A 22,847-nucleotide genomic window follows, 5' to 3' on the forward strand; every position below is an offset into this window, starting at 1 on the left:
TCGTGCGATGGCGGCTAGCACGAGGTGACCCAGCCGCCGCCGCACGTGGCGGTCGGGGCAGGGGTGTACGGGGTGGGGTCGGGGACCGTGCCGGAGGTCGCCCCGGCGGTGGGGTCCTTCGGCTGCCCGATGGTGGCCGACGGCGTGGAGGCGCCGCCCGGCGTGTCCTTCCCCGTGCCGCCCGTGCCCTCCTGGCCGCGCAGGGCGATCAGCGCGACGGTCCCTCCCAGGACCAGCACCAGGGCCAGCACGGCGCCCACGATCAGCCACGCCCTGCCGCCCTCGCCCGGGGGAGCCACCCGGGGCTGCGCCCCGGAATCCGCCCCGAGGGACGAGTGGGCGGACGAGCCGGCGGACGACCCGAGGGACGAGCTGCTGGACGACCCGAGGGACGAGCCGAGGGACGACCCGACGGGGGCCGGAGCCGGGACCGGCGGGGGCAGCGGCCGCGGTGCCGGTACCGGGCGCGGCGCCGGGCGGGGCTCCGGCCGGGGCAGGGCGGAGGGGACCGTGCCGAGGGCCGTCGGCACGTACCCCGGGGTCTCGGTGAGGCGCCCGCTCGCGACGGCGTCCAGCAGCTGCTCGGCCTCGGCCGAGCCCATCCGTTCCTGCGGGTCCTTGCGCAACAGCCCTTCCAGCACCGGGGTCAGCGGCCCCGCCCGCCGCGGCGAAGGAGGCGGCTCGTCGACCACGGCCCGCAGCGTGCTGAGCGCGTCGCCGCGCCGGAAGGGCGACACGCCCTCGACCGCGACGTACAGCATGGCGCCCAGCGACCACAGGTCCGAGGGAATGCCGGGGCGCTTGCCCGTCGCCCGCTCCGGGGCCAGGTACTCGGCGGAACCCACCAGGTCGCCGGTGCGGGTCAGCGTGCTCGCGCCCTCGATCAGCGCGATGCCGAAGTCGGTCAGAACCACCCGGCCGCCCGCCTCCAGCAGGACGTTCGCGGGCTTGACGTCGCGGTGCAGCACCCCGACCGCGTGGGCGGCGCGCAGCGCCTGCAGCACCAGGGCCCCGATCCGCGCCGCCTCCTTGGGCTGGAGGGCCCCCTCGGCCGCGAGCACGTCGGCGAGGGCCTGCCCGCGCACGTACTCCATCACGATCCAGGGCCGGTCCCGCTGCTCCACCACGTCGTGCACGGTGATGACGTTGGGGTGACTGATCCTGGCCGCCGCCCGGGCCTCCTGCTTCAGGCGCGCGTACAGCACCCGGACGTCGTCCTCGGTCATGTTCTCCGGGGCCCGCACCTCCTTGGCCGCGACCTCGCGGTCGAGGACCTCGTCGATGGCGAGCCAGACCACGCCCATGCCGCCGCGGCCCAGTTGCTCGATGAGCCGGTATCGTCCGGCCAGCAGTGGATGACGCCGTTCCGTGTCCATGCCGTACGCCCCCTCCCCGTACGTACGGCATACCGAGCCGTGCGCGTTCGGGCCACACTGGCTGAGACGTGGCCGTGGGCCATACCGTTCCCGTCCGTGGAACCCGGGGGAGAGGGCTCAGCGGCGGGCGGCGAGCTCCTTGTCGAGCCAGCGCAGCACCACGGGGTACTCGTCGCGCCAGGTGACGAAGTTGTGTCCGCCCTCCTCGCGGACCAGCTTCTCGATCCTGGTGGGGGCCTTGGCCTTCCCCGCGAACTTCTTCATCTGCGCGTAGTACTTCTCCTCGCCCTTCTCGCTGGCGGCCAGGAGCAGGGACACCGGCGGCGGAGGCATGTGCTCCAGGCGCCAGGTGAGGTCGGACTCGTTCCTGAGCTGCTTGCTGCCGGCGTAGAGGTCCCCGGTGTCCCGGTCCTGGCGGGCGAAGAGGTCGGCGGACAGGCCCGCCGCCGCGCCGTAGCGGGCCGGGTTGGTCATGGCCATGTTGAGCGCGCAGTAGCCGCCGGTGGAGTTGCCCACCGCGCCCCAGGAGCCGCGCGTGTTGTCCACGCGGTAGGCGTCGTTGGCGGCGATGGGGACGTCCTGGTTGAAGAAGGCGAGCGCCTGCGGACCGCCGGGCACGTCCGTGCAGTTGGTGTCGCGGTCCGCCACCACCGAGGGCCGCAGCATGAGCACGATCGCCGGTCGCATCTCCTTGGCCATCATGGCCTTGGAGGCCGCCTGCGGGACCTTGGCCTTGGTGATGAGGTTGATGGACTGGCCGGGCTGACCGGTGATCGACACGATCACGGGGAACGTGTCCTTCTCGTGCCCCTTCTGGAAGTACTGGGGCGGGAGGTAGGCGAAGCCGTCCATGCTCAGCCCGGTCACCGGGCCGCGTATCTCGATCCGGTCCACCTGTCCGGACTTCTCCTTCGGGCCCAGGCCGACGGGCTCCTGCCCCTTGACCGTCAGGGCCGGAGGCCGCTTGCCGTTCCCCGAGCCGGTCTGCAGGGTCTGCTTGCGGGAGTTCTGGCCGAGGAGTTCCTTCCAGGTGGAGTAGAAGCCGTACTCGTTGTTCGCCGCCACCAGCAGCACGGCCAGGATGCCGACCTGCGTCACCAGCAGCATGCCGAGGCGGGAGGCGAAGGCCAGGGGGCCCTTCTTCGCAACCCGTGGCCACAGCCACAGCACCAGCGCGGTCACCGCCAGCGCGACGACCCCGAGGACCAGCAGGAGTTCGGGAGACGTGAGACCCATGCGTTGTCGCTCCTCTTCGGCAAGAGATTTCTCCTGTAGAGAGGGATCACGACCACTCGAGGTTTCCCATTGAGAGGGCAAATATCATCTTATGGGGATGTCTGGGGGGTGCCCGCCGTGTGGCCTCAGGGCCCGGCGGGCTCCACCGGGTAGGGAACGAACGTCGTCCGGTTCTCGTCGACCGCCAGGCGCCGGCCCAGCGGCGGCACCGCCCGCTGCGGGCAGTCCAGCCGCTCGCAGACCTTGCAGCCCATGCCGATGGGGGTGGCCGCGGCCGCGTCGTCCAGGTCGAGGCCGGCGGAGTAGACGAGCCGGCTCGCGTGCCGGATCTCGCAGCCCAGGCCGATGGCGAAGGTCTTGCCGGGCTCGCCCCAGCCGCCCCGGTAGCGGGTGACGGTGCGGGCCGTCCACAGATAGCGCTGCCCGTCCGGCATCGCCGCCATCTGCACCTGGACGCGGCCGGGCGAGGCGAAGGCCTCGTAGACGTTCCACAGCGGGCACGTCCCGCCGCCCCGGGAGAAGTGGAAGCCGCTCGCCGACTGCCGCTTGGAGAGGTTGCCCGCCCGGTCGACGCGGACGAAGGAGAACGGCACGCCGCGCGCCCCCGGCCGCTGCAGCGTGGACAGGCGGTGGCACACGGTCTCGTAGCCGACGCCGAAGTGGTCGCCGAGCCGTTCGATGTCGTAGCGCATCTCCTCGGCGGCCGCGTGGAAGACGCCGTACGGCAGGACGAGGGCGGCGGCGAAGTAGTTGGCGATGCCGATGCGCGCCGGCGACCGGGCGGGGGAGTCCTCGGCGAAGTCCTCGGCCGCGTGGCGCGACAGCTCGCTCCCGTACTCCAGCAGTGCCAGCTGGGTGGCCATCCGGAAGGCCTGCTGGCCGGGGCGCAGCCGGGGCGAGAGGTGCAGGACGCGGGTGGCGGGGTCGTAGCGGTGCAGCTGCTCGGCGTCGGGGACCAGCCGCACGCCGTGGCGTTCGGCGAGCCGGGCGGCGAGCGCCTGGCGGACCTCCCCGCGCCGCAGCCCGATGCCGTCCGCCAGGCGCTCGGCGGCCGCGTCCAGGTCGTGGAGGTAGTTCTGCCGGCGGTAGAAGAACTCCCGCACCTCCTCGTGCGGGGTGCGGCCCGCGGCCGGGCCGGTGTCCGGCCCGCGGTCCCCGGCGAGCTCGGCGAGGCGCTCGGTCAGCGCGCGGTTGCGGCGGTCGTACTCCAGCAGGACGCGGCCGACCGACGGCAGCCGTTCGGCGAGCTCGGCCAGCTCGGCGGCCGGCACCCGCGCGCCGCCCGGGCCGTCGGCGAGGGCCTCGCGCAGGTCGGCCAGCAGCCGGGCGGTGTCCCGTCCGGAGAAGAAGCCCGCGTCCACCCCGAAGGTCTCGGTCAGCCGCAGGAGCACGGGCACGGTCAGCGGGCGCGCGTCGTGCTCCATCTGGTTGAGGTAGCTGGGCGAGATGGCCAGCCGCCGGGCCAGCTCGGCCTGGCTGAGCCGGCGCTCCTCGCGCAGCCGGCGCAGCCGGGCTCCCGCGTACGTCTTGCTCATCCGGCGAGACTAGCATTGGCAACCTTCGCAAAGGCGCGCCAAATACTCCGCACAACTTGGCAGTTGGCCATGGTCGACGCCGTGAACGCGCCGGTGGGAGAGTCGTTCCGCAGCCGGACCCGGCCCCCGTGGCGCCGGGTTCGCAGCCTTCGCAGACATCCCGACTCGCACCCCAGGAGCACCCATGGCGCAGGAAGAGAACGCTGCCGCGGCACTGGCACGGCGGTGGGCGACCGAGGACCGCTGGCGCGGCGTCGAGCGCACCTACGACGCGGCGGACGTCGTCCGGCTGAGCGGCAGCGTCCGCGAGGAGCACACCCTCGCCCGGCGCGGCGCCGAGCGGCTGTGGCGGCAGCTGCACGAGCGGGACTACGTCCACGCCCTCGGCGCCCTCACCGGCGGCCAGGCCGTCCAGATGGTCAGGGCGGGACTGCAGGCGATCTACCTCTCCGGCTGGCAGGTCGCCGCCGACGCCAACCAGGCCGGGCACACCTACCCCGACCAGAGCCTGTACCCCGTCAACTCCGTGCCCACCGTGGTGCGGCGCGTCAACAACGCCCTGCTGCGCGCCGACCAGATCGCCACCGCCGAGGGCGACGACTCCCTCGACTGGCTGGCCCCCGTCGTCGCCGACGCCGAGGCCGGCTTCGGCGGCCCCCTCAACGCCTTCGAGCTCACCAAGGCGATGATCGCCGCCGGTGCGGCCGGCATCCACTACGAGGACCAGCTCGCCTCCGAGAAGAAGTGCGGCCACCTCGGCGGCAAGGTCCTCGTCCCCACCGCCCAGCACATCCGCACCCTCAACGCGGCCCGCCTCGCGGCCGACATCGCCGACGTGCCGACCGTGATCGTCGCCCGCACCGACGCGCTCGCCGCCAACCTCCTGACCAGCGACGTCGACGAGCGCGACGCCCGCTTCTGCACCGGCGAACGCACCGCCGAGGGCTTCTACCGCGTCGAGCCCGGCATGGCCCCCGCCATCGCCCGCGGCCTGGCCTACGCCCCCTACGCCGACCTGCTGTGGATGGAGACCGGCACCCCCGACCTCGCCCAGGCGCGGGAGTTCGCCGAAGCCATCCACGCGCGCTACCCCGACCGGATGCTCGCCTACAACTGCTCGCCCTCGTTCAACTGGCGGGCCGCGCTCGACGACGACCGGATCGCCAAGTTCCAGCGCGAGCTGGGCGCCATGGGCTACCGCTTCCAGTTCATCACCCTGGCCGGCTTCCACTCCCTCAACCACTCCATGTTCGACCTCGCCCGCGGCTACGCCGAGCACGGCATGACCGCCTACGTCGACCTGCAGGAACGGGAGTTCGCCGCCCAGGCGGACGGCTTCACCGCCGTGCGCCACCAGCGCGAGGTGGGCACCGGCTACTTCGACCTGGTCAGCACCGCCCTCAACCCCGCCGCCGAGACCCTCGCCCTGCGCGGCTCCACCGAAGAGGAGCAGTTCCAGTGAGCAGCACCCGGCCCGTCCGGCGCGTCGGAGTCGTCGGCGGCGGGCAGATGGGCTCCGGCATCGCCGAGGTCTGCGCCCGCGCCGGGCTCGACACCGTCGTCTGCGAAGCCGACGCCACCGCCGCGCACGCCGCCCGCGAACGCGTCGTCCGCTCCCTCGACCGCGCCGTCGGCCGGGGCAGGGCGACCCCCGCCGAACGCGACGACGCCCTGGCCCGGCTCGTCTTCACCAGCGGTCTCGAGGACCTGGCCGACCGGCAGCTCGTCATCGAGGCCGTGGTGGAGGACGCCTCCGTCAAGGCCGAGGTCTTCACCGCACTCGACAAGATCGTCGAGGACCCGGAGGCCGTCCTGGCCACCAACACCTCCTCGATCCCCGTGATGCGGCTCGGCATGGCCACCTCCCGCGCGGACCGCGTCGTCGGCCTGCACTTCTTCAACCCCGTCCCCGTCATGCCGCTCGTCGAGGTCGTCCCCTCGCTCCACACCGGGGCGAACGCCCTGGCAACCGCCGAGGAGTTCGCCACCACGACCCTGGGCCGCGGCGTCGTCCGCGCCAAGGACCGCGCCGGGTTCGTCGTCAACGCCCTGCTGATCCCCTACCTCCTCTCCGCGATCCGCATGGCCGAGTCCGGCTTCGCCGCGCCCGAGGACATCGACACCGGCATGCGGCTGGGCTGCGCCCACCCCATGGGACCGCTCGCCCTGGCCGACCTCATCGGGCTCGACACCGTCATGGCGATCGCCGAGTCGCTGTACGAGGAGTTCCGCGAACCGCTCTACGCCCCGCCCCCGCTGCTGCGGCGCATGACCGACGCCGGGCTGCTGGGCCGCAAGAGCGGTCAGGGATTCCACGCCTACCCGCCCCGGGACCGCTAGCAAGATCGGAACAACCCCCGGGAACCCCTGTTGTCAGGGAGTCCGGTGTGTCTAGGCTGGGGGTGCAGTCGGTTCGCCCCGTCCCCGGACGGCGGCGTCGCAAGAGGGAACCCGGTGCGAATCCGGGACTGCCCCGCAGCGGTGAGTGGGAACGACCGCCGTCATACGCACTGGGCCCCCGGGCCCGGGAAGCGACGGCCAGTAGGTGCCGCGTCCGTCAGGACGCGGCGGGCCCGCGAGTCCGAATACCTGCCACTGCCCGCGTGCGACCGCACGCGGTGATCTCGGTGGTCCCGTGGGCGGGCCGACGGGTACGGGCGGGCACGCGTGAGGCGGCCCCGCCCCGCCCTGCCGTTCCTTCGCACCCCGTCGGCCACCGGGACGTTCCGCGACTCGCGAAGGAGAGTTCCGTGGCAGCCGACCAATCCCGCCCCGCCCCGCGTTCCCTGGCCACCGTCCACGGCTACCCCCGCCAGGGGGCCGGCCGGGAGCTGAAGAAGGCCGTCGAAGGCTACTGGGCCGGCCGCGTCAGCGCCGGCGAACTGCGCCGCACCGCCGCCGGCCTGCGCCGCGAGGCCTGGCGGCAACTGGCCGACGCCGGCGTCCAGGAGGTCCCCACCGGCGACTTCTCGCTCTACGACCACGTCCTGGACACCACCGTCATGGTCGGCGCCGTCCCCGAGCGCCACCGCGCCCTCGTGGCCGAGGACCCCCTCGACGGCTACTTCGCCATGGCCCGGGGCACCCAGCAGGCGCCGCCGCTGGAGATGACCAAGTGGTTCGACACCAACTACCACTACCTCGTCCCCGAACTGGGCCCCGGCACCGTCTTCACCGCCGACTCCGCGAAACCCGTCGGAGAACTGCGCGAGGCCCTCGACGCCGGCCACGCCGCCCGGCCCGTACTGGTGGGCCCCGTCACCTACCTCCTGCTGGCCAAGCCCGCCCCCGGCACCGCCCCGGACTTCCAGCCCCTCACCCTCCTCGACCGGCTGCTGCCCGTCTACGCCGAGGTGCTCGCCGACCTGCGCGCGGCCGGCGCCGAATGGGTGCAGCTCGACGAGCCCGCACTGGTCCAGGACCAGCCGCCGGCCGTGCTGAACGCCGCCGCCCGCGCCTACCGCGAACTGGGCGCCCTCACCGACCGCCCCCGGCTGATCGCCGCCGCCTACTTCGACCGGCTCGGCGACGCCCTGCCGGTGCTGGCCAAGTCGCCCGTCGAGGGCCTGGCCCTGGACTTCACCGGGCCCGCCGCCGCCAACCTCGGCGACCTCGCGGCGGCCGGCGGCCTGCCCGGCAAGCGGCTGATCGCCGGCGTCGTCGACGGGCGCAACGTCTGGATCAACGACCTCGAGCAGTCCCTGGCCACCCTCGCCACCCTGCTCGGCCTCGCCGGCCGGGTCGACGTCGCCCCCTCCTGCTCCCTGCTGCACGTGCCCCTGGACGCCGCCGCCGAACGCGACGTCGATCCGCAGGTCGCCCGCTGGCTCGCCTTCGCCCGGCAGAAGACCGACGAGATCGTCACCCTCGCCCGCGGCCTGAACGAGGGCGGCGACACCATCGCCCCCCAGCTCGCCGCCAACCGCTCCGCCCGAGGATCCCGCGCCGCCTCCGCCCTCACCCGCGACCCGGCCGTACGCGCCCGCGCCGCGGCCGTCACTCCCGCCGACACCCGCCGCCCGCAGCCCTACGCCGAGCGCTCCGCCGCCCAGCGCGCCCGCCTGGGCCTGCCGTTGCTCCCCACCACCACCATCGGCTCCTTCCCGCAGACCCGCGAACTGCGCGCCGCCCGCGCCGACCTGCGCGCCGGGCGGATCGACGCCGCCGCGTACGACGAGCGCATCGCCGCCGAGATCCGCGAGGTCCTCGCCTTCCAGGAGAAGGCCGGCCTCGACGTCCTCGTCCACGGCGAGGCCGAACGCAACGACATGGTCCAGTACTTCGCCGAGCGCCTCACCGGCTACCTGGCCACCCAGCACGGCTGGGTGCAGTCCTACGGCACCCGCTACGTGCGGCCCCCGATCCTCGCCGGCGACATCTCCCGGCCCGCTCCCATGACCGTCGAGTGGACCACCTACGCCCAGGAGCACACCGACCGCCCGGTCAAGGGCATGCTCACCGGGCCCGTCACCATGCTCGCCTGGTCCTTCGTCCGCGACGACCAGCCGCTCGCCGACACCGCCCGCCAGGTCGCCCTAGCCCTGCGGGACGAGGTCGCCGACCTGGAGGCCGCGGGCACCGCCGTCATCCAGGTCGACGAGCCCGCGCTGCGCGAGACCCTGCCGCTGCGGGCCGCCGACCGCGCCGCCTACCTCCGGTGGGCCACCGAGGCCTTCCGGCTGGCCACCGCCGGCGTCCGGGCGGACACCCAGGTCCACACCCACATGTGCTACGCCGAGTTCGGCGACATCATGGCCGCCATCGAGGACCTGGACGCCGACGTCATCAGCCTCGAGGCCGCGCGCTCGCACATGCAGGTCGCCCGCGAACTCGCCGTGGCCGGCTACGGGCACGAGGTCGGGCCCGGCGTCTACGACATCCACTCCCCGCGCGTGCCGGACGCCGGCGAGGTCGCGGCCCTGCTGCGCAAGGGGCTCGAGGCCATCCCGGCCGAGCGCCTGTGGGTCAACCCCGACTGCGGCCTGAAGACCCGTGGCTGGGCGGAGGTGCGCGAGTCGCTGGCGAACCTGGTCGAGGGCGCCCGCCGGGTGCGGGCGGAACACGGCACCGGGCGGTAGGGGTCGGGCGGCAGGCACCGCCCACCGAGCCGCCGCCGCGCCGGCCGGAATCCCCGCTGAGGGGCGGGGAATCCGGCCGGGCGCGGCGGCTTTTCACTCCGTCCCGGCTTTTGGCTCCGCCGGGGCGAGCGGGCGGCCGCAGCGCAGGTTCCAGCGCCCGGCCCGGCCGCTCAGTTCGGTCAGGGACAGCGGTGAGACGTCCAGGCGCCAGAACGCCGCCGCCGGCAGGCCGAGCGCGTGCACCAGCGCCGCCCGGACGACGGCGGGCTCCACCACGGCCAGCACCCGGCCGCCGTCCTCGGCCCGGCCGTCCAGCCACGCGCCGACCCGGTCCGTGAGCGCCGTCACCGACTCCCCGCCGTGCGGCGCGGCGTCCGGGTCCGCCAGCCACGCTGCCACCGCCTCCGGCTCGGCGGCCATCACCTCGTCCAGCGAACGGCCGCGCCAGCGGCCCGTCTCCAGATCGCGCAGCGCGCTCACGGGCTCGGCGCCGTCCAGCCCGAGGGCGGCGGCCGTCTGACGGCAGCGCGGTGCGGGGGCCGTGACGGCCAGGTCCGCACGCGGCAGTGCCCCGGCCGCCGCGCGGGCGTCGCGCACGCCCGCCTCGTCCAGCGGGGAGCCGTCGTCGAAGCGCGCCGCCCGCAACGCGGAGCCGGTCGCGGGCGAGATCAACATCACACGCGTGGTCATGGTCCTCTCCTCCCGGGGCGCTCGTGCCCACGCGCCCAGCAGACCACGGGCTTTGGCGGGGGAGTGCGCCGGGGGCGTGCATCCGTACGCCCGTAGCGCGGTGGCGGACCAGGCGGTACGGTCGCGTGTACATGACGACGGTGCGTTCGGAAGCCGGTGCGAATCCGGCACGGTCGCGCCACTGTGTACCTGGCGGGCACCCCGGTCGGCTCCGGGGTCGGCGGCAGGAAAGTCAGACCCGCCACCGTCGTCGAGCACCAACGACCGGGACGCGTGTTCCCCAGGAGGTTCTGTCATGGCCCAGTCCGCCGCCCCCGTTTCCAGCCGCCCCGCCCTGCCGGAGATCGCCCCCATCTCGTTCAAGGAGATAGCCCCCTGGCTGGCCTTCGGCGGGATCCTGATGCTGGTCCTGCTGTACTTCGTCGGCGCGGAGCAGGGCGCCACCTCCCTCATCGCGGGCAAGGACGTCCACGAGTGGGTGCACGACGGCCGCCACCTGCTCGGCTTCCCCTGCCACTGATCCCGCGGGAGCACGAGCCCATGAACTCCGTATCCGTAAGGGCCCTGCTCGTACGGGGCATGCTGGCCGGCCTGGCCACCGGCGTGCTGGCCCTGATCACGGCCTACCTGCTCGGCGAGCCCCACGTGGACTCGGCCATCGCGTTCGAGGAGGCCAACAGCCACGACCACGGCCACGACGACGGCGTGGAGCTGGTCAGCCGGACCATGCAGGCCACCGGCGGCCTCGCCACCGGCGTCCTGGTCTACGGCGTGGCGCTGGGCGGCATCGCCGCGCTGGCGTTCTGCGTGGCCCTGGGCCGCATCGGCCGCTTCGGCCCGCGCGCGACCGCGGCGCTGGTCGCGCTGGGCGCGTTCGTGGCGGTCTTCCTGGTGCCGTTCCTGAAGTACCCGGCCAACCCGCCGGCCGTCGGCGACCCGGACACCCTGAACCAGCGCACCGCGCTGTTCTTCCTGATGATCGCGCTCAGCGTGCTGCTCGCGATCGCCGCGGTCATCCTGGGCCGGCGCCTCGCGCCGCGCCTGGGCAACTGGAACGCCACCGTGGCGGCCTGCGCCGCCCTGGTCGTCGCGCTCGGGTTGGCGTTCGCGTTCCTGCCCTCCGGCGACAACGTCCCGGAGCACTTCCCGGCGTCGCTGCTGTGGGAGTTCCGCATGTCCTCCCTCGCCATCGAGCTCGTGCTGTGGACCGGCTTCGGCCTGATCTTCGGTGAGCTCGCCGAGCGGCTCATCGTGCCGAAGGCCGCGGAGCGGGACGAGCGGCAGCCGGAGACGGCAGCCGTCAGCTGATCGTGCGCGTCGTCACCGGACGCCGGACGGGCCGAAGCGGGCCCGTCCGGCGTTCGCGCGTACGGCCGGCATCCGCTCCACCGTCCGCGCCCAGCCGAACTCCTCCGCACGCGCCCGCGCCGTCGCCCGCCGCGCCTCCTCGGGCCAGGCCAGCACGCGCGTCACCGCGTCCGCCATCCCCGCGGCGGATCCGGCGGGCGCCACGGCCCCCGCCCCCGGCACCACCAGCTCGCGCGCCGCCCCGCGATCGGCCGTCACCACCGGCGTCCCGCACGCCGGCGCCTCCAGCGCCGACAGCCCGAACGACTCCACCGCGCACGGCACCAGCGCCACGTCAGCCCGCGCGAGCACCGCGGCCACGCCCCGGCGTCCGGCCACATGACCGTGGAAACGCACTGGCAGCCCCGCCGTCGCCGCCCACCGCTCGAGGCGCCCGCGTTCCGGCCCGTCGCCCAGCACGTCCAGGCGGACGTCCATGCCGCGCCGGCGCAGCACCGCCACGGCCCTCAGCGGCAGATGGGGCCACTTCTCCGCCGACAGCCGCCCCGAGTACACCAATCCGACGCCGTCACCGCGCCCCGGGGCCGGGGCGAACACCTCCAGATCGACGCCCAGCGGCACCCGGTGCAACACCACCCGGCCGCCCAGCCGGCCGAACTCCGCGGCCGAGAAGGCCGACGCGGCGACCACGGCGTCGAACGCCCCGGCCAGGCGCCGGTTCCAGGCGTCGGCCGCCCGGCCCAGCGGCAGCCACCGACGGCACGGGGCGAGGCTCCAGGGGGCCACGTCGTGCACCGAGACCACGAAGACGGCGCTCACAGGGCCAAGCGTCCCCCCGCCGCGCGGACGTGCGGTGTACGCGCGATGAACGGTCCGCCTCCGGGAAGCGCCCGGTACGGTGGTGCTCACCAGCACAGAAATACGGGGGAAGTGCCATGTCGTACCCGCTTGTTGAGGCCGGTCACGCCGCTCGCCGCTGCGCACCGCCGGCCCCGCCGCCCTTCGTCCACCACGGCCCCGGGCTGCTCACCGAGGCCCTCGCGCCGATACCCGCGCAGGCGGTGGCGGCGTTCACCGAGTCCTGGGACGACCTGCCCGCCGACGCCCACCTCGGCTCCGCCACGCCCTACCGCTTCCGCCGCTACGGCAGGTTCCGCATCGCCGGCGACGACCTGGAGCGGCTGCCGCACGTCGCCTTCTTCCAGGACCGGGCCGTCAACAAGGTCAACGGCGGCGTGCCGCGCATGTTCGCCCCGCTGGACGACGCCGTGGCGGGCGGGCCCGTGCTGAGCGCGGTCGTCCGTACGCTCCGGGAGCACCTGCCCGGCCCGCGCACCGGCACCGGCCTGTGCGGGGTCCACCAGATCCGCGTCACCGCCACGGACACCACGGACGGTCATCCGGCGCCCGAGGGCGTCCACCGGGACGGGCACAGCTACGTCGCCCAGGTGCTGATCCGGCGCGAGGACGTCCGGGGCGCCGAGTCGTGCCTGTACGACCTGGACCGGCGGCCCGTGTACAGGGCCTCGCTGAGCGCTCCGCTGGAGACGATCGTCCTGGACGACCGGCGCGTTCTGCACGACGTCTCGCCGATGCGCCCGGCGCCGGGCGCGCGCAGGGGCGTACGGGACATGCTGCTCGTCGACTTCTTCCCGGCGGCCTGAACCGGGGGCGGTGGGGGCAACGCGCGGGGCCAGGTGCAGACTTGGCCCCGACACACCCGCACTGAGGAGATCGCATGCGCTACGCGGACGGCCCCACGGCCCACGAAGAGGTCCACATCCAGGCGGCGCCGCCCGAGGTCTGGAAGATGGTGACGGACATCGAGCTGCCCGCCCGCTTCAGCCCCGAGCTGCGGCGCGCCGAGTGGCTGGACGGTGCCACCGAGGCCGTACTGGGCGCGGCCTTCGCCGGCCACAACCACAATCCGGTGCTGGGCGACTGGCGGACCGTCTCCCACGTGGTCGCGCTGGAGCCCGAGCGGGCGTTCGGCTGGGCGGTCACCGACCCCGACGGCATATACGGGGGCGGCCCCGCCGACCCGGCGCACCCGATGGCCACCTGGACGTTCACCCTCGAGCCCGCGTCGGAGGGCACGCTGCTGCGGCTGTCCGTGCGGCTCGGCCCGGCCCGCTCCGGGGTCAGCCTGGCGACGGACCGCATGCCGGACAAGGAGGAGGCGATCATCGAGCACCGGCTCGGCGACCTCCGCGCCGGCATGCGGACCACCCTCCAGGGCATCAAGGACCTCGCCGAGGGACGCGCCTGACGGCTCGCCGGCCCCCCTCGGCGGGAAGGGCGCGTACGGAGATCGGGCGCGGTATCCGGGTGCGACGGCCAGTCTCATGCGGAAAAGCCCGGTATCCGGTGAAGCTGATGCCATGACCAAGATCAAGGCCGTCGCCTTCAGCTCCTACGGCTCCGCCGACGTGCTCCGGCTCACCGACGTCGACCAGCCGGTCCCGGGGCCCGGGCAGGTGCGGATCGCCGTGCGCTGCGCCGGCGTCAACCCGCTCGACCACAAGATCCGCAGCGGTGCCATGGCCGGCCTCTTCCCCGTCGGCCTGCCGCACGTCCCCGGCGTGGAGGCCTCCGGGGTGGTGGAGGCGGTGGGGGAGGGCGTGGTGGGGGTGCAGGCGGGGGACGCGGTCCTCGGCCGCACCGCCACCGGCGCCTATGCCGAACAGGCCCTGGCCCCGGCCGAGGAGCTGATGATCAAGCCGCTCTCCCTGCCCTGGGAGGAGGCGGCCGCCCTGCCGGTGGCCGCCGAGACGGCCTGGCGGGCGCTGAACCTGCTGGCCCTGAACGAGGGCGAGACCGTGCTCGTGCACGGCGCGGCCGGGGGAGTGGGCACGCTGGCGGTGCAGTTCGCCCGCGCCCGGGACGTCCGGGTCATCGGCACGGCCAGTGAGTTCAACCACGAGTACCTGCGCGGGCTGGGCGCGATTCCGGTGGCCTACGGCGAGGGGCTCGCCGACCGGGTGCGCGAGGCCGCGCCCGGCGGTGTGGACGCCGCGCTGGACGCGGTCGGCAAGGGCGACGCCGTCGGGATTTCGGTCCAGCTCACCGGCGCCCCGGGGCGGGTGGTGAGCATCGCCGACCCCGAGGGCGCCCGCCGCAGCGGCGCCCGCTTCAGCTCCGGCGGTCCCGCCTCCGGGACCGGTCCGGCCCTCACCGCCGCCCTGGCCCTGCACGAGGCCGGCATCCTCCAGCTGCCGATCCACCGCGTCTACCGCCTGCACGAGGCGGCCGAGGCCCACCGGGCCAGTGAGCACGGCCATCTGACGGGGAAGATCGTGCTGGCGGTGGCGTGAGAGGGGCCGGGGGCCCGGATGCGGCTGTGCCCGGCACGCGGGATGCGCGTGCCGGGCACAGGGCGTCCGGCGGCTACTTGACGCGGCCGTACCAGACGCTGTTGCTCCAGATCTTCTCCAGCCGGACGGTGGTGCCGGGCTTGGGGGCGTGCCAGATCTTGTTGTTACCCGCGTAGATACCCACGTGGTAGACGTTGCTTCCGGAGTGGAAGAACACCAGGTCACCCGTCTGGCGCGAGCCGCCGGAGATGTGACGGGTCTTGTTGTACTGGTCGGCGGCGGTGCGCGGGAGCGACTTGCCGACCTTCTTGAACGAGTAGAGCGTCAGGCCCGAGCAGTCGAACCGGTTCGGACCGGTGGCGCCCCACTGGTAGGGGGAGCCCTTCTTGGAGGCCGCGACCTTCAGAGCCTGCTCGCCGGCGGTGGCGGCCGACGCGTCGGGGGCGAGGCCCGGGACGAGCACCGACGCCGCCAGGGTGGCGACGGTGAGGGCGGACGCGGTACCGGCCCGCTTGGCGAGCGCGGGTATTCGAGGCAGCGCAGACATGCCTAAGCCCTTCGACATCCGCCTGCGAAAGATGACCTGTCGGGTTCGGGCTGCGAAGTTGCCCGGCCACCGTTGTGGCTTCACCCCTAGAACCACCGACCTCGTGGTTCGTACCGCTTGGGTCTCCCGCTCCTGCCGATCCATCAATTCGATTCCGCACCCGGTGCGGCGGCAGGACTCGGCGTCCGCCCGGGTCGCCCGCCTCTGTGACGGGATCTTGTGTTCGGTGAGAGATCCTGCACCATCAATCGCTCAAATTCGGTGCCCAAACGGTCATCTGTGAACTTCTTCACTTCGGATGCAAACCCGGAACCGTGGTATTCCCAGGGCCGCCGAACTGGCGGTAAACCCTTGTGCCCACTGGTTTCCGAAGCAATGGAATGAATGGCTCCGCAGAGGCCGTCAGCAGGGGCGCCGCCATGCGTCGAGGTCCAGGTTCTTCTTCATCGAACTGAGCCCGAGCCGCTTGGCCGTGTCGCAGAAATCCCCCGGAGGGAGTTCGTATTCGACGTGGAAGACCGCTTTGTTCCGTTTCACGAAGGGCGTCAGCTTCTCGCACTCGTCGTACTGTGCGCACTGTTCGTTCACCGCGAAGTCGAAGTCGCGCACCAGCTGGGGGATCTGCTCCAGGTCGTTCTTCAGCCCCACCGCGAGCCCGCGCTCGTGCGCCAGCTCCGCCAGCATCCGGTTGAACGCCAGCTGGTGCTCGGCCGTCAGCGGAAAGCCGGTGCGATTGCGGAATCCCTCCGTCAGATCCGGCTCGACCGCGTCGAAGCCCTTCTGCCGGCACATGTCGATACGGGCCGCCATGATCGGCCGCAGTACGTCGAGACGGCGGATGTCCAGCCATTTCTCGCCGTCCCAGCCCTTGTTGTTCTTCCCCAGCACCGCCGCGGGGAACTTCCCCTTGTCGGGACGGAAGTTCTCCCACGCCCCCGCGTTGATGTAACAGATCACCTTGCGGCCGCGGTCGTGCAACCGCGCCACCGTCTCCGCGGAGTTCTCGAAGCCGTCGATGTCGTAGACGGGCACGTCCACGGAGGTGTCCACGCGCCCGCCGAGCTGCCACTGCCAGCGGGTGCCCGGCTTCGGCTGCCACCGCCCGGACGGCTGGGCCGGCGTGCCGTCCGGCGTGGGGGCGGTCGTCATCCGGTCCGTGGGCGCCTGTGCCTCCGCCTCCGGCTCCTCGCCGCCGCCGTCGTCGGACGGGGGCGAGGAGGAACACCCCGCGAGGACCAGGAGCAGCACCCCGAGCACCCCGGCCCGCCGCGCCCCCCTCACCGGGCACCCCCCGTCGTCCCGGCCGCCGTCAGGGGCGCGGTCCGCCACGGGTTGGCCCCCGTCCCCGGCACCGCGCAGTGCACTCCGGCACCCCGCCCGCCGGCCGTCCGGGCCACCAGCGCCGCGGCGTCCTCGGGCACCCCGTAGACCAGGTGGCAGAAGCGCGCCGGCGGATGGTCGGCGGTCCACCGCGGCACGCGGGACCGCCGGTACTCCTCCCACGTGCCCTCGAACGTCACCAGCAGATCGGCCAGTGCCGCGTAGCCCGGGTCGGGATGCGTCCCCGGGTTGAGCACCGCCGTCCGCGCGCCCAGCACCCGGGCGGCCGTCACCAGGCGGCGGTAGCGCGGCAGCTGTGCCGCGTGCGCCGGTACCTGGTCGAGGAAGACCCCGTCCACGCCGTACCACCTGCGGTGCCGGTGGACGTCGGCCACCACCGCGCGGGCCGGGCGGCGGCCGTAGCCGGTGTCGACGTAGCCCAGCAGCGGCACCCCCGCGCCGCGCAGCCGGCCGGCGGCGGCCCGGAAGTCCGCGTCGGGCCGCCCGCCGGGGCCGTCGGCCACGTTGAGCACGACGGCGTGCAGGCGGGGCGCGGCCTCGAGCAGCGCCTCCCACTCCCCGGGGTGCGTCGCCGGATGGACGTACAGCGGCACCAGCAGCCGCTGCCCGTCGTCCGGCGACGCCTCACGCGTGGTCCCCTTCATCGCGGGGACTCCGCGGCGGGGCCGGCGGCGTCGGCCCACAGGTCGGCCAGGGAGTCCTCCAGGGAGCGGGCCGGGGCCCAGTCCAGGGCACGGCCCGCGGCCGTGATGTCCGCCCGGATCCAGGGCACGGCCGCCGAGCGCGGCGAGCCGTCGCCGTCCTCGTCGACGCGGTCCGCCACCGGCCCGCCGAAGCCCGAGGCCCGCAGCAGCCCTTCGGCGACGTCGCGGACCGGCCGGGCCGTGCCGCTGCCGATGTTCAGGATCCCGGGCAGCGGCCGGGGCGCGGTGACGGCGAGGGCGACGGCCTCGGCCACGTCCCGCGCGTCGACGAAGTCGCGGTGGGCGGAGAGGTCGCCGGTGCGCACCCGGCCGTCCGGGCCGGCCTTGCGCAGCTCGGCGGCCAGCCGGCCGGGCAGCGAGGCGGCCGGGGCGCCGGGGCCGACGGGGTTGAACACCCGCAGCACCACGGCGTCCAGGCCGGAGGCGGTCACCGCGAGGGTGCCGGCCAGCTTGGTGGCGCCGTACAGGCCCAGCGGGCGGGCCGGGTGCGCCTCGCCGACCGGCCGGTGCCCGTCGGCGGGACCGTACTCGCCGGCGGAGCCCAGGTGGATCAGCCGGGCGTCGGGGGCGGCCCGGCGCAGGGCCTCGCACAGCACGGCGGGGCCGTGGGCGTTGAGGGCGGTCAGTGACAGTGCGTCGCCGCCGACCGCGCCCACGCAGTTGACGACGGCGTCGGGTGCGGCGTCGCGCAGCGCGGCCGCGAGCGCGGCCGGGTCGGCGCCGTAGAGGTCGACGGGCACGTCGGCACCGGGGCTCCGGCCGCCGCCGAGCACCCGCGCGCCCTTCAGGGCGCGCAGGCGGTCGGCGGCGTGCCGGCCCAGGAAGCCGGTGGCGCCCAGGACGAGAATGCGCATCGCGGCCGGTCACGCTCCCTTGATCAGCAGGTCGCGGCGTACGGAGAACTCGGCGTTGGCCCGGTCGTAGTCGTCGGGGCGTCCGATGTCGAGCCAGTAGCCGTCGAACTCGTAGGCGTTGGGCGGGGTGTTCGCCTCCAGCAGGTCGAGCACGAGCTCGTCGAAGCCGAGGGGCAGCCCGGGGGTGTAGCGGTCGAGGGCGCTACGGGAGACTCCGTAGACGCCCATGGAGACGCGGTAGTCCATGCTCGGCTTCTCCGCGAAGCCCACGACGCGGCCGGAGTCGGTGGTCAGCACCCCGAAGTCGATGTTCACCGTGCGGGCGTAGGTGGCGATGGTCAGCGGCGCGCCGGAGGCGATGTGGTCGCCGAGCACGTCGCCGAAGTCGAGGTCGGTGAGGATGTCGCCGTTCATGACCAGGAAGTGCTCGGGCAGCCGGTCGGTCATGGTCAGCAGCGGCCCCATGGTGCCCAGGGGGCTCTCCTCGGTGGTGTAGTCGACGTCGATGCCCCACTGGGAGCCGTCGCCGACGTAGGCGCGGATGATGTGGCCGAGGTGGCCGATGGCCAGGGTGCAGCTGGTGAACCCGGCGCAGGCCAGCTGGCGCATGACGATCTCGAGGATGGCGTGCTGGTCGCCGATGGGCACCAGGGGCTTGGGCAGTGCGGTGGTGTACGGGCGAAGCCGGACGCCCTTGCCTCCGGCCAGGATGACTGCGTGCATGGGGTGCCGTTCCTCTCTCGTGCCGCGTGGGTTGGGGTGGAACGTCAGACGTTGTAGATGCCGGTCTTGTACCGGCCGAGGTTGACCGGGTCGCGGAAGAACGCGACGGTCTCGGCGAGTCCTTCCTCGAGGGTGTGGGCCGGGGCCCAGCCGGTGGCCGCCCGCAGCCGGGAGGCGTCGGCGACCAGGCGCATCACCTCGGAGTTCGCGGGGCGCACGCGCTGGGCGTCCTCCGTGACCTCGAGCTCGGCGTCCATGAGCTTGCCGATCAGGGTGACGAGGTCGCCGATGGAGATCTCCTCGCCGGTGCCGGAGTTGAAGGTGCGGCCGACGACGTCGTCGGCGGGCGCGGTGCCGACGGCCCGGAAGGCGGCGACGGTGTCCTTGACGTAGCTGAAGTCGCGGGTGGGGCGCAGGTCGCCGAGGGTGATGGCGCGCTGCCCGGCGGCGACCTGGCCGATGACCGTGGGGATCACCGCGCGCATGGACTGGCGCGGGCCGAAGGTGTTGAAGGGGCGCAGGGTGACCACGGGCAGCCCGAAGCTGGCGTGGTAGCTGTCGGCCAGCCGGTCCCCGCCGGCCTTGGAGGCGGCGTAGGGCGACTGGGTGTTGATGGGGTGGTCCTCGCTGATCGGCACGGTCCGGGCCGTGCCGTAGGTCTCGCTCGTGGAGGTGTGCACCAGGCGCGGGATGCCCAGGTGCCGTACGGCCTCCAGGACGTTGAGGGTGCCGGTGACGTTGGTCTCGACGTAGCTGTGCGGGGCCCGGTAGGAGTACGGGATGGCGATCAGCGCGGCCAGGTGGTAGACGGCCTCGGCCCCGGTCACCAGCCCGGTGACGGAGCCGGGGTCGCGGACGTCGCCGAGCACGACCTCCACGTTGTCCATCACCTCGGCGGGCAGGTCCTCGAGCCAGCCGAAGGACGAGAACGAGTTGTACTGGACCATCGCGCGCACCCGGTGGCCGTCGGCGACCAGCGCCTCGACCAGGTGCGATCCGATGAACCCTTCGGCTCCGGTGACGGCGACGAGTGCCGGTGCGGACATGAGCGGTCTCCTCTGGCATGACGGGCGGAGCAGGAATGCGGAACAGGGACGGAACGGAACGAGGTGCCGTGGTTCAGCGGTGCGTGGTTCAGCGGTGCGTGGTGATCCGTCCGAGCAGGACGGTGGCGGCGGCCAGCAGCCCGGCGGCCGCGCCGGTACAGATCACAACCTGGTCGGTGGTCGGCACGGAGATCCGCAGGCCGAGGGCGGCGGTCTCGGCGCCGGCGGCGCCGAGGCAGAGCAGGGCCGGCAGCCATCCGATGCCGTAGGCCTGGAGCAGCAGCCCGGTCCACAGCACCGCCCCGAGCGCCAGCAGTGCCGTCAGGCGAGGTGCGGACAGCGGCGGGTCGTCGGGCCACAGGGCGGAGACGGCCAGGGTCAGCACGGTCAGCGCCGCGAGGTAGCCGGCGACGCACAGCGTGAGCACGCGGCCCACGCGCAGCAGCAGTCCGCCGGTGCTCGTCGAGGCGGCGAGCGCGGCCAGGGCCAGCCCGCGGCAGCGGTAGAGCAGCCATTCCGCCACCCCCATGCTGAGGGTGAGGGCGAGGACGGCGGGCCCGCTCGCGCCGCCGTGGTGCCCGACGAGCACGTCGCCGAGCGCCGCGATGGTGGTGAGCGTGCCGCAGCCCAGGCCGAACAGGCCGTACGGGACGGAGGCGCCCAGCGGTGGCCCGGCCTGCCCGGGGGGCCGCTCGCCCTCCGCCCGGCGGGCCCGGACGATCTCGTAGACGGCGGCGAAGAGCGCGCCGCCGGCCGTGGCCAGCAGCAGGACGACGCCCACCACGGACGGCGGCCGGGCGAGCAGGACCACCGCGCCGCCGGTCGCGGTCGGCAGCAGGGCGAGCAGCAGGAGCCGCTCCCGGCCGAGCACCAGCAGGGCCGTGGCCGCCGCGAGGTAGAGCACCTGGCCGACGCCGAAGGCGAGCGTCCCGGGCGGCGCCGGGAGCGCGAGGGCCGCGCCGGTGGCGAGCAGGACGCCCAGCGGGGCCCCCACGGCCAGGCAGCGGGCGGCCGCGCCCCGGCCGCCGGCCGCCAGCCGGAGGTACGCGCGGTGGGCGAGGGCCTGGTTCCAGGCCCAGGCCACCAGCGCGGAGGCGATGAGCGCCCCGGTCCCGGCGGGCAGCCCGAAACGGTCCTGCCCGCCGTTCATCAGGGGGGAGCCGAGCGTGTAGCCGAAGCCCGGGAGGGTGAACACCAGGGACCGCAGCAGGAACTGGCCGGGCTTCACCTTCCAGGGGTCGGGCCGGGGCTCCGGCTCGGGGTGGCTGCGCGGGACGCGGGCGAAGAGCTCGGCCGCGAGCTCGAAGGCGTCGGCGCGCCCGTAGCGCTCGGCGATCTGCTCGCCGGTGAGCCCGTCGGCCTCCAGCACGGCGGCGATCTCGTCGGGGTGGACGGCCGCCGCGCAGACGGCGGCCAGTTCCTGGGCGAGTTCGTCGACCGGGTCGGCGGCCCACCGCGGCCGGTGGCGCACGGACACCGGCGCGACGGCGAGGTCATGGGCCGGCTCGGGCTCCTCCGGCAGCAGGCGCAGCAGTCCGCTCATCCGGCACCGCCCGCGGCCATGGCCATGACGGGTGCGGGCCGTGCGAGGGGCATGTGCGCGGGCACGGGCTGCCGCAGTCCGGCGAGGTCGTGGTAGATGTCGCGGAAGGCGCTGATGGTCTGCCGGAGGGTGAACTGCTCGATGACGCGCAGCCGCGCGGCCTCGCCCATCCGTGCCCGCAGGCCAGGGTCCCTCAGCAGGGTCAGTGCCGCCCGCGCCATGCCTTGCGGGTCGCGCGGCGGTACGACCAGGCCGCTGTCGCCGACGGCCTCCCGGACCCCGCCCACGTCGGTGGAGACGGTGGCCCGTCCGCACGACATGGCCTCGATCAGGGTGAAGGGGAAGCCTTCGCTGATGCTGGAGAGCATCACCACGTTCCCGGCCGCGTAGGCGTCGCGGATGTCCTCGACGCGGCCCTCGAAGGTGACGGCGTCGCCCACGCCGAGCTCGGTGGCCAGGTTCTCGCAGGCTGTGCGGTAGCCCTCCCCGCCGCGCGGGGTGCCGCCGAAGAGCCGCAGCCGCGCGTCGGGGATCTCGGCCCGTACCAGCGCGAAGGCGCGGATGAGCGTCTCCAGGCCCTTGATGGGGTCGACCCGGCCCGCCCAGCTGAGCGTCGGCACGTCGGGCTCGGGCCCGGCGGGCGGGAACGCGGCGGGGTCGACGCCGTTGTAGACGGTGCGGATGCGGTCGGACGGGGTGCCGCCGTGCTCCTCCCAGCGCCGGTTGTAGCGGTTGCCCGGGGTGACGAGCGCCGCGCTGCGGTAGCTCTCCACGGCGAGCATCCGGAACAGCCCGAGCATCAGCGCCTTGACCGGCCAGCGGTAGGGCTCGGCGCGGAAGCCCAGGTAGCGCTCGCGGAGGTAGATGCCGTGCTCGGTGAGCAGGAACGGGGTGCCGTAACGGTGGTGGGCGACCAGCCCGGGCAGGGTGGCCAGCCCCCCGCTCACCGCGTGGGTGATCCCCTCGGCGGGGGGCCGCGCGGCGAGCGGGCGCAGGGCGTGCTCGAGCAGGTCGGTGGCGGTCAGCGCGTCGTGGAGCGTGGGGCGCGCGGCGGCGGTGGCCAGGCCGGGCCGGTTCCAGACGCGGGTGAGCAGGCGGACGGCCTCCTCGCCGCGCAGGGCGGCGAAGAGCGTGCCCTCGGTGGCGTGGTCGGCGAGGCGGTAGAAGGCGCGGGCGAAGTGGTGCTCCCGCGCGGGGTCGAGGAGGGCCAGCAGGAAGAGTTCGTAGGCGGTGAGGAAGCGGCGCAGCTGCCTGCCGCGCGGGGCGCGCCCGGCGGGCGGCGGCCCCCACAGGGGGACGGCGTCCACCCCGCGGACGTGGCCGGGCGGCTGCCAGGCGAGCGGTTCCCGGCCGGTGCCGGTGACGGCTATGACGCGGAAGTCGACGTCGGGCATCCCCTGGACGAGTTGGTCGCACCACACGCTCACCCCGCCGTGGCTGTGCGGGTAGGTCCCCTCGGTGAGCAGGGTCACCGAGGGCGTGGCGGACGCCGGTTCAACTGACGGTCCGTGCATGAAAGTCGGTTCTCTCCAGACAGACGGTGCGGCGATGG

21 protein-coding genes and 2 riboswitches are annotated in these 22,847 nt (G+C 74.2%); of the genes, 8 read left to right on the top strand and 13 right to left on the bottom strand.

The genetic code is table 11. From position 1 onward, the window contains the following. Positions 1-14 precede the first annotated feature (14 nt). The 3 genes from IE295_RS06720 to IE295_RS06730 form a co-directional block, all read right to left on the bottom strand. Positions 15-1,376 (bottom strand): serine/threonine-protein kinase, encoded by a 1,362-nt coding sequence (locus tag IE295_RS06720; RefSeq protein WP_190062581.1) that lies wholly within the window; start codon positions 1,374-1,376, stop codon positions 15-17. A 117-nt stretch (positions 1,377-1,493) separates the two neighbouring features. Beyond that, complete coding sequence (locus IE295_RS06725) at positions 1,494-2,612, bottom strand: alpha/beta hydrolase (protein WP_190062582.1); 1,119 nt, start codon at positions 2,610-2,612, stop codon at positions 1,494-1,496. A gap of 125 nt (positions 2,613-2,737) precedes the next feature. Further along, on the bottom strand, positions 2,738-4,147 hold the full coding sequence (locus IE295_RS06730) for a short-chain fatty acyl-CoA regulator family protein (RefSeq protein WP_190062583.1): 1,410 nt from the start codon (positions 4,145-4,147) through the stop codon (positions 2,738-2,740). A gap of 184 nt (positions 4,148-4,331) precedes the next feature. On the opposite strand from IE295_RS06730, the gene aceA reads away from it, so the two are divergent. From aceA to metE, 3 genes are all read left to right on the top strand, one after another. After that, on the top strand, positions 4,332-5,609 hold the full coding sequence (gene aceA / locus IE295_RS06735; protein WP_190062584.1) for an isocitrate lyase: 1,278 nt from the start codon (positions 4,332-4,334) through the stop codon (positions 5,607-5,609). Continuing rightward, positions 5,606-6,487: a 3-hydroxybutyryl-CoA dehydrogenase gene (locus tag IE295_RS06740; RefSeq protein ID WP_224323143.1), complete on the top strand. Its 882-nt coding sequence runs from the start codon at positions 5,606-5,608 to the stop codon at positions 6,485-6,487. The genes aceA and IE295_RS06740 overlap by 4 nt, the downstream gene beginning before the upstream one ends. A 51-nt stretch (positions 6,488-6,538) precedes the next feature. Then, positions 6,539-6,758, top strand: a riboswitch (cobalamin riboswitch). 139 nt (positions 6,759-6,897) lie between these two features. Beyond that, positions 6,898-9,225 carry a 5-methyltetrahydropteroyltriglutamate--homocysteine S-methyltransferase gene (metE, locus tag IE295_RS06745; protein ID WP_190062585.1) on the top strand — a complete coding sequence of 776 codons (2,328 nt, stop codon included), beginning with the start codon at positions 6,898-6,900 and terminating at the stop codon, positions 9,223-9,225. 93 nt (positions 9,226-9,318) lie between these two features. On the opposite strand, the gene IE295_RS06750 is transcribed toward metE, so the two are convergent. Then, complete coding sequence (locus IE295_RS06750; protein ID WP_190062586.1) at positions 9,319-9,915, bottom strand: histidine phosphatase family protein; 597 nt, start codon at positions 9,913-9,915, stop codon at positions 9,319-9,321. 295 nt (positions 9,916-10,210) lie between these two features. Here IE295_RS06750 and IE295_RS06755 point away from each other — a divergent pair, with 295 nt between their 5' ends. Continuing rightward, positions 10,211-10,435, top strand: a complete 225-nt coding sequence (locus tag IE295_RS06755; protein ID WP_190062587.1) for a CbtB domain-containing protein — start codon at positions 10,211-10,213, stop codon at positions 10,433-10,435. A 20-nt stretch (positions 10,436-10,455) separates the two neighbouring features. Next, complete coding sequence (locus tag IE295_RS06760; RefSeq protein ID WP_190062588.1) at positions 10,456-11,223, top strand: CbtA family protein; 768 nt, start codon at positions 10,456-10,458, stop codon at positions 11,221-11,223. A gap of 12 nt (positions 11,224-11,235) precedes the next feature. Here the strand turns inward: IE295_RS06760 and IE295_RS06765 are convergent, their stop codons facing one another. Continuing rightward, entirely contained in the window at positions 11,236-12,042 is an 807-nt protein-coding gene (locus tag IE295_RS06765) for a glycosyltransferase (protein ID WP_190062589.1), read from the bottom strand. A 116-nt stretch (positions 12,043-12,158) separates the two neighbouring features. Between IE295_RS06765 and IE295_RS06770 the strand changes: the two genes are divergently transcribed. The 3 genes from IE295_RS06770 (at position 12,159) to IE295_RS06780 (ending at position 14,537) form a co-directional block, all read left to right on the top strand. Beyond that, positions 12,159-12,887 (top strand): 2OG-Fe dioxygenase family protein, encoded by a 729-nt coding sequence (locus IE295_RS06770; protein ID WP_190062590.1) that lies wholly within the window; start codon positions 12,159-12,161, stop codon positions 12,885-12,887. Between the two features lie 74 nt (positions 12,888-12,961). Next, positions 12,962-13,492 carry an SRPBCC family protein gene (locus IE295_RS06775; RefSeq protein ID WP_190062591.1) on the top strand — a complete coding sequence of 177 codons (531 nt, stop codon included), beginning with the start codon at positions 12,962-12,964 and terminating at the stop codon, positions 13,490-13,492. A gap of 121 nt (positions 13,493-13,613) precedes the next feature. After that, positions 13,614-14,537 carry an NADP-dependent oxidoreductase gene (locus tag IE295_RS06780; protein WP_372478834.1) on the top strand — a complete coding sequence of 308 codons (924 nt, stop codon included), beginning with the start codon at positions 13,614-13,616 and terminating at the stop codon, positions 14,535-14,537. Between the two features lie 73 nt (positions 14,538-14,610). Here IE295_RS06780 and IE295_RS06785 read toward each other — a convergent pair whose 3' ends face one another. The 8 genes from IE295_RS06785 to pelF form a co-directional block, all read right to left on the bottom strand. After that, positions 14,611-15,084 (bottom strand): C40 family peptidase, encoded by a 474-nt coding sequence (locus IE295_RS06785; protein ID WP_190062593.1) that lies wholly within the window; start codon positions 15,082-15,084, stop codon positions 14,611-14,613. 3 nt (positions 15,085-15,087) lie between these two features. Next, a riboswitch (cyclic di-AMP (ydaO/yuaA leader) is annotated at positions 15,088-15,253 on the bottom strand. Between the two features lie 233 nt (positions 15,254-15,486). Then, entirely contained in the window at positions 15,487-16,365 is an 879-nt protein-coding gene (locus tag IE295_RS06790; protein ID WP_372478832.1) for an endo alpha-1,4 polygalactosaminidase, read from the bottom strand. Beyond that, positions 16,362-17,069, bottom strand: coding sequence for a spherulation-specific family 4 protein (locus tag IE295_RS06795; RefSeq protein ID WP_190062594.1), 708 nt, complete (start codon positions 17,067-17,069; stop codon positions 16,362-16,364). The genes IE295_RS06790 and IE295_RS06795 overlap by 4 nt, the downstream gene beginning before the upstream one ends. Next, positions 17,066-17,983 carry an NAD-dependent epimerase/dehydratase family protein gene (locus IE295_RS06800; RefSeq protein WP_190062595.1) on the bottom strand — a complete coding sequence of 306 codons (918 nt, stop codon included), beginning with the start codon at positions 17,981-17,983 and terminating at the stop codon, positions 17,066-17,068. The genes IE295_RS06795 and IE295_RS06800 overlap by 4 nt, the downstream gene beginning before the upstream one ends. A 9-nt stretch (positions 17,984-17,992) precedes the next feature. After that, on the bottom strand, positions 17,993-18,706 hold the full coding sequence (locus tag IE295_RS06805) for a sugar phosphate nucleotidyltransferase (RefSeq protein ID WP_190062596.1): 714 nt from the start codon (positions 18,704-18,706) through the stop codon (positions 17,993-17,995). Between the two features lie 44 nt (positions 18,707-18,750). Then, positions 18,751-19,752: an SDR family NAD(P)-dependent oxidoreductase gene (locus IE295_RS06810; protein ID WP_190062597.1), complete on the bottom strand. Its 1,002-nt coding sequence runs from the start codon at positions 19,750-19,752 to the stop codon at positions 18,751-18,753. Positions 19,753-19,840: 88 nt separating this feature from the next. Next, positions 19,841-21,295, bottom strand: a complete 1,455-nt coding sequence (locus IE295_RS06815) for a hypothetical protein (protein WP_190062598.1) — start codon at positions 21,293-21,295, stop codon at positions 19,841-19,843. After that, positions 21,292-22,809 (bottom strand): GT4 family glycosyltransferase PelF, encoded by a 1,518-nt coding sequence (pelF, locus tag IE295_RS06820; RefSeq protein ID WP_190062599.1) that lies wholly within the window; start codon positions 22,807-22,809, stop codon positions 21,292-21,294. The genes IE295_RS06815 and pelF overlap by 4 nt, the downstream gene beginning before the upstream one ends. Positions 22,810-22,847: the final 38 nt, after the last annotated feature.

The organism is Streptomyces griseocarneus, from assembly GCF_014655595.1.
In the GTDB taxonomy this organism is placed as follows: domain Bacteria; phylum Actinomycetota; class Actinomycetes; order Streptomycetales; family Streptomycetaceae; genus Streptomyces; species Streptomyces griseocarneus.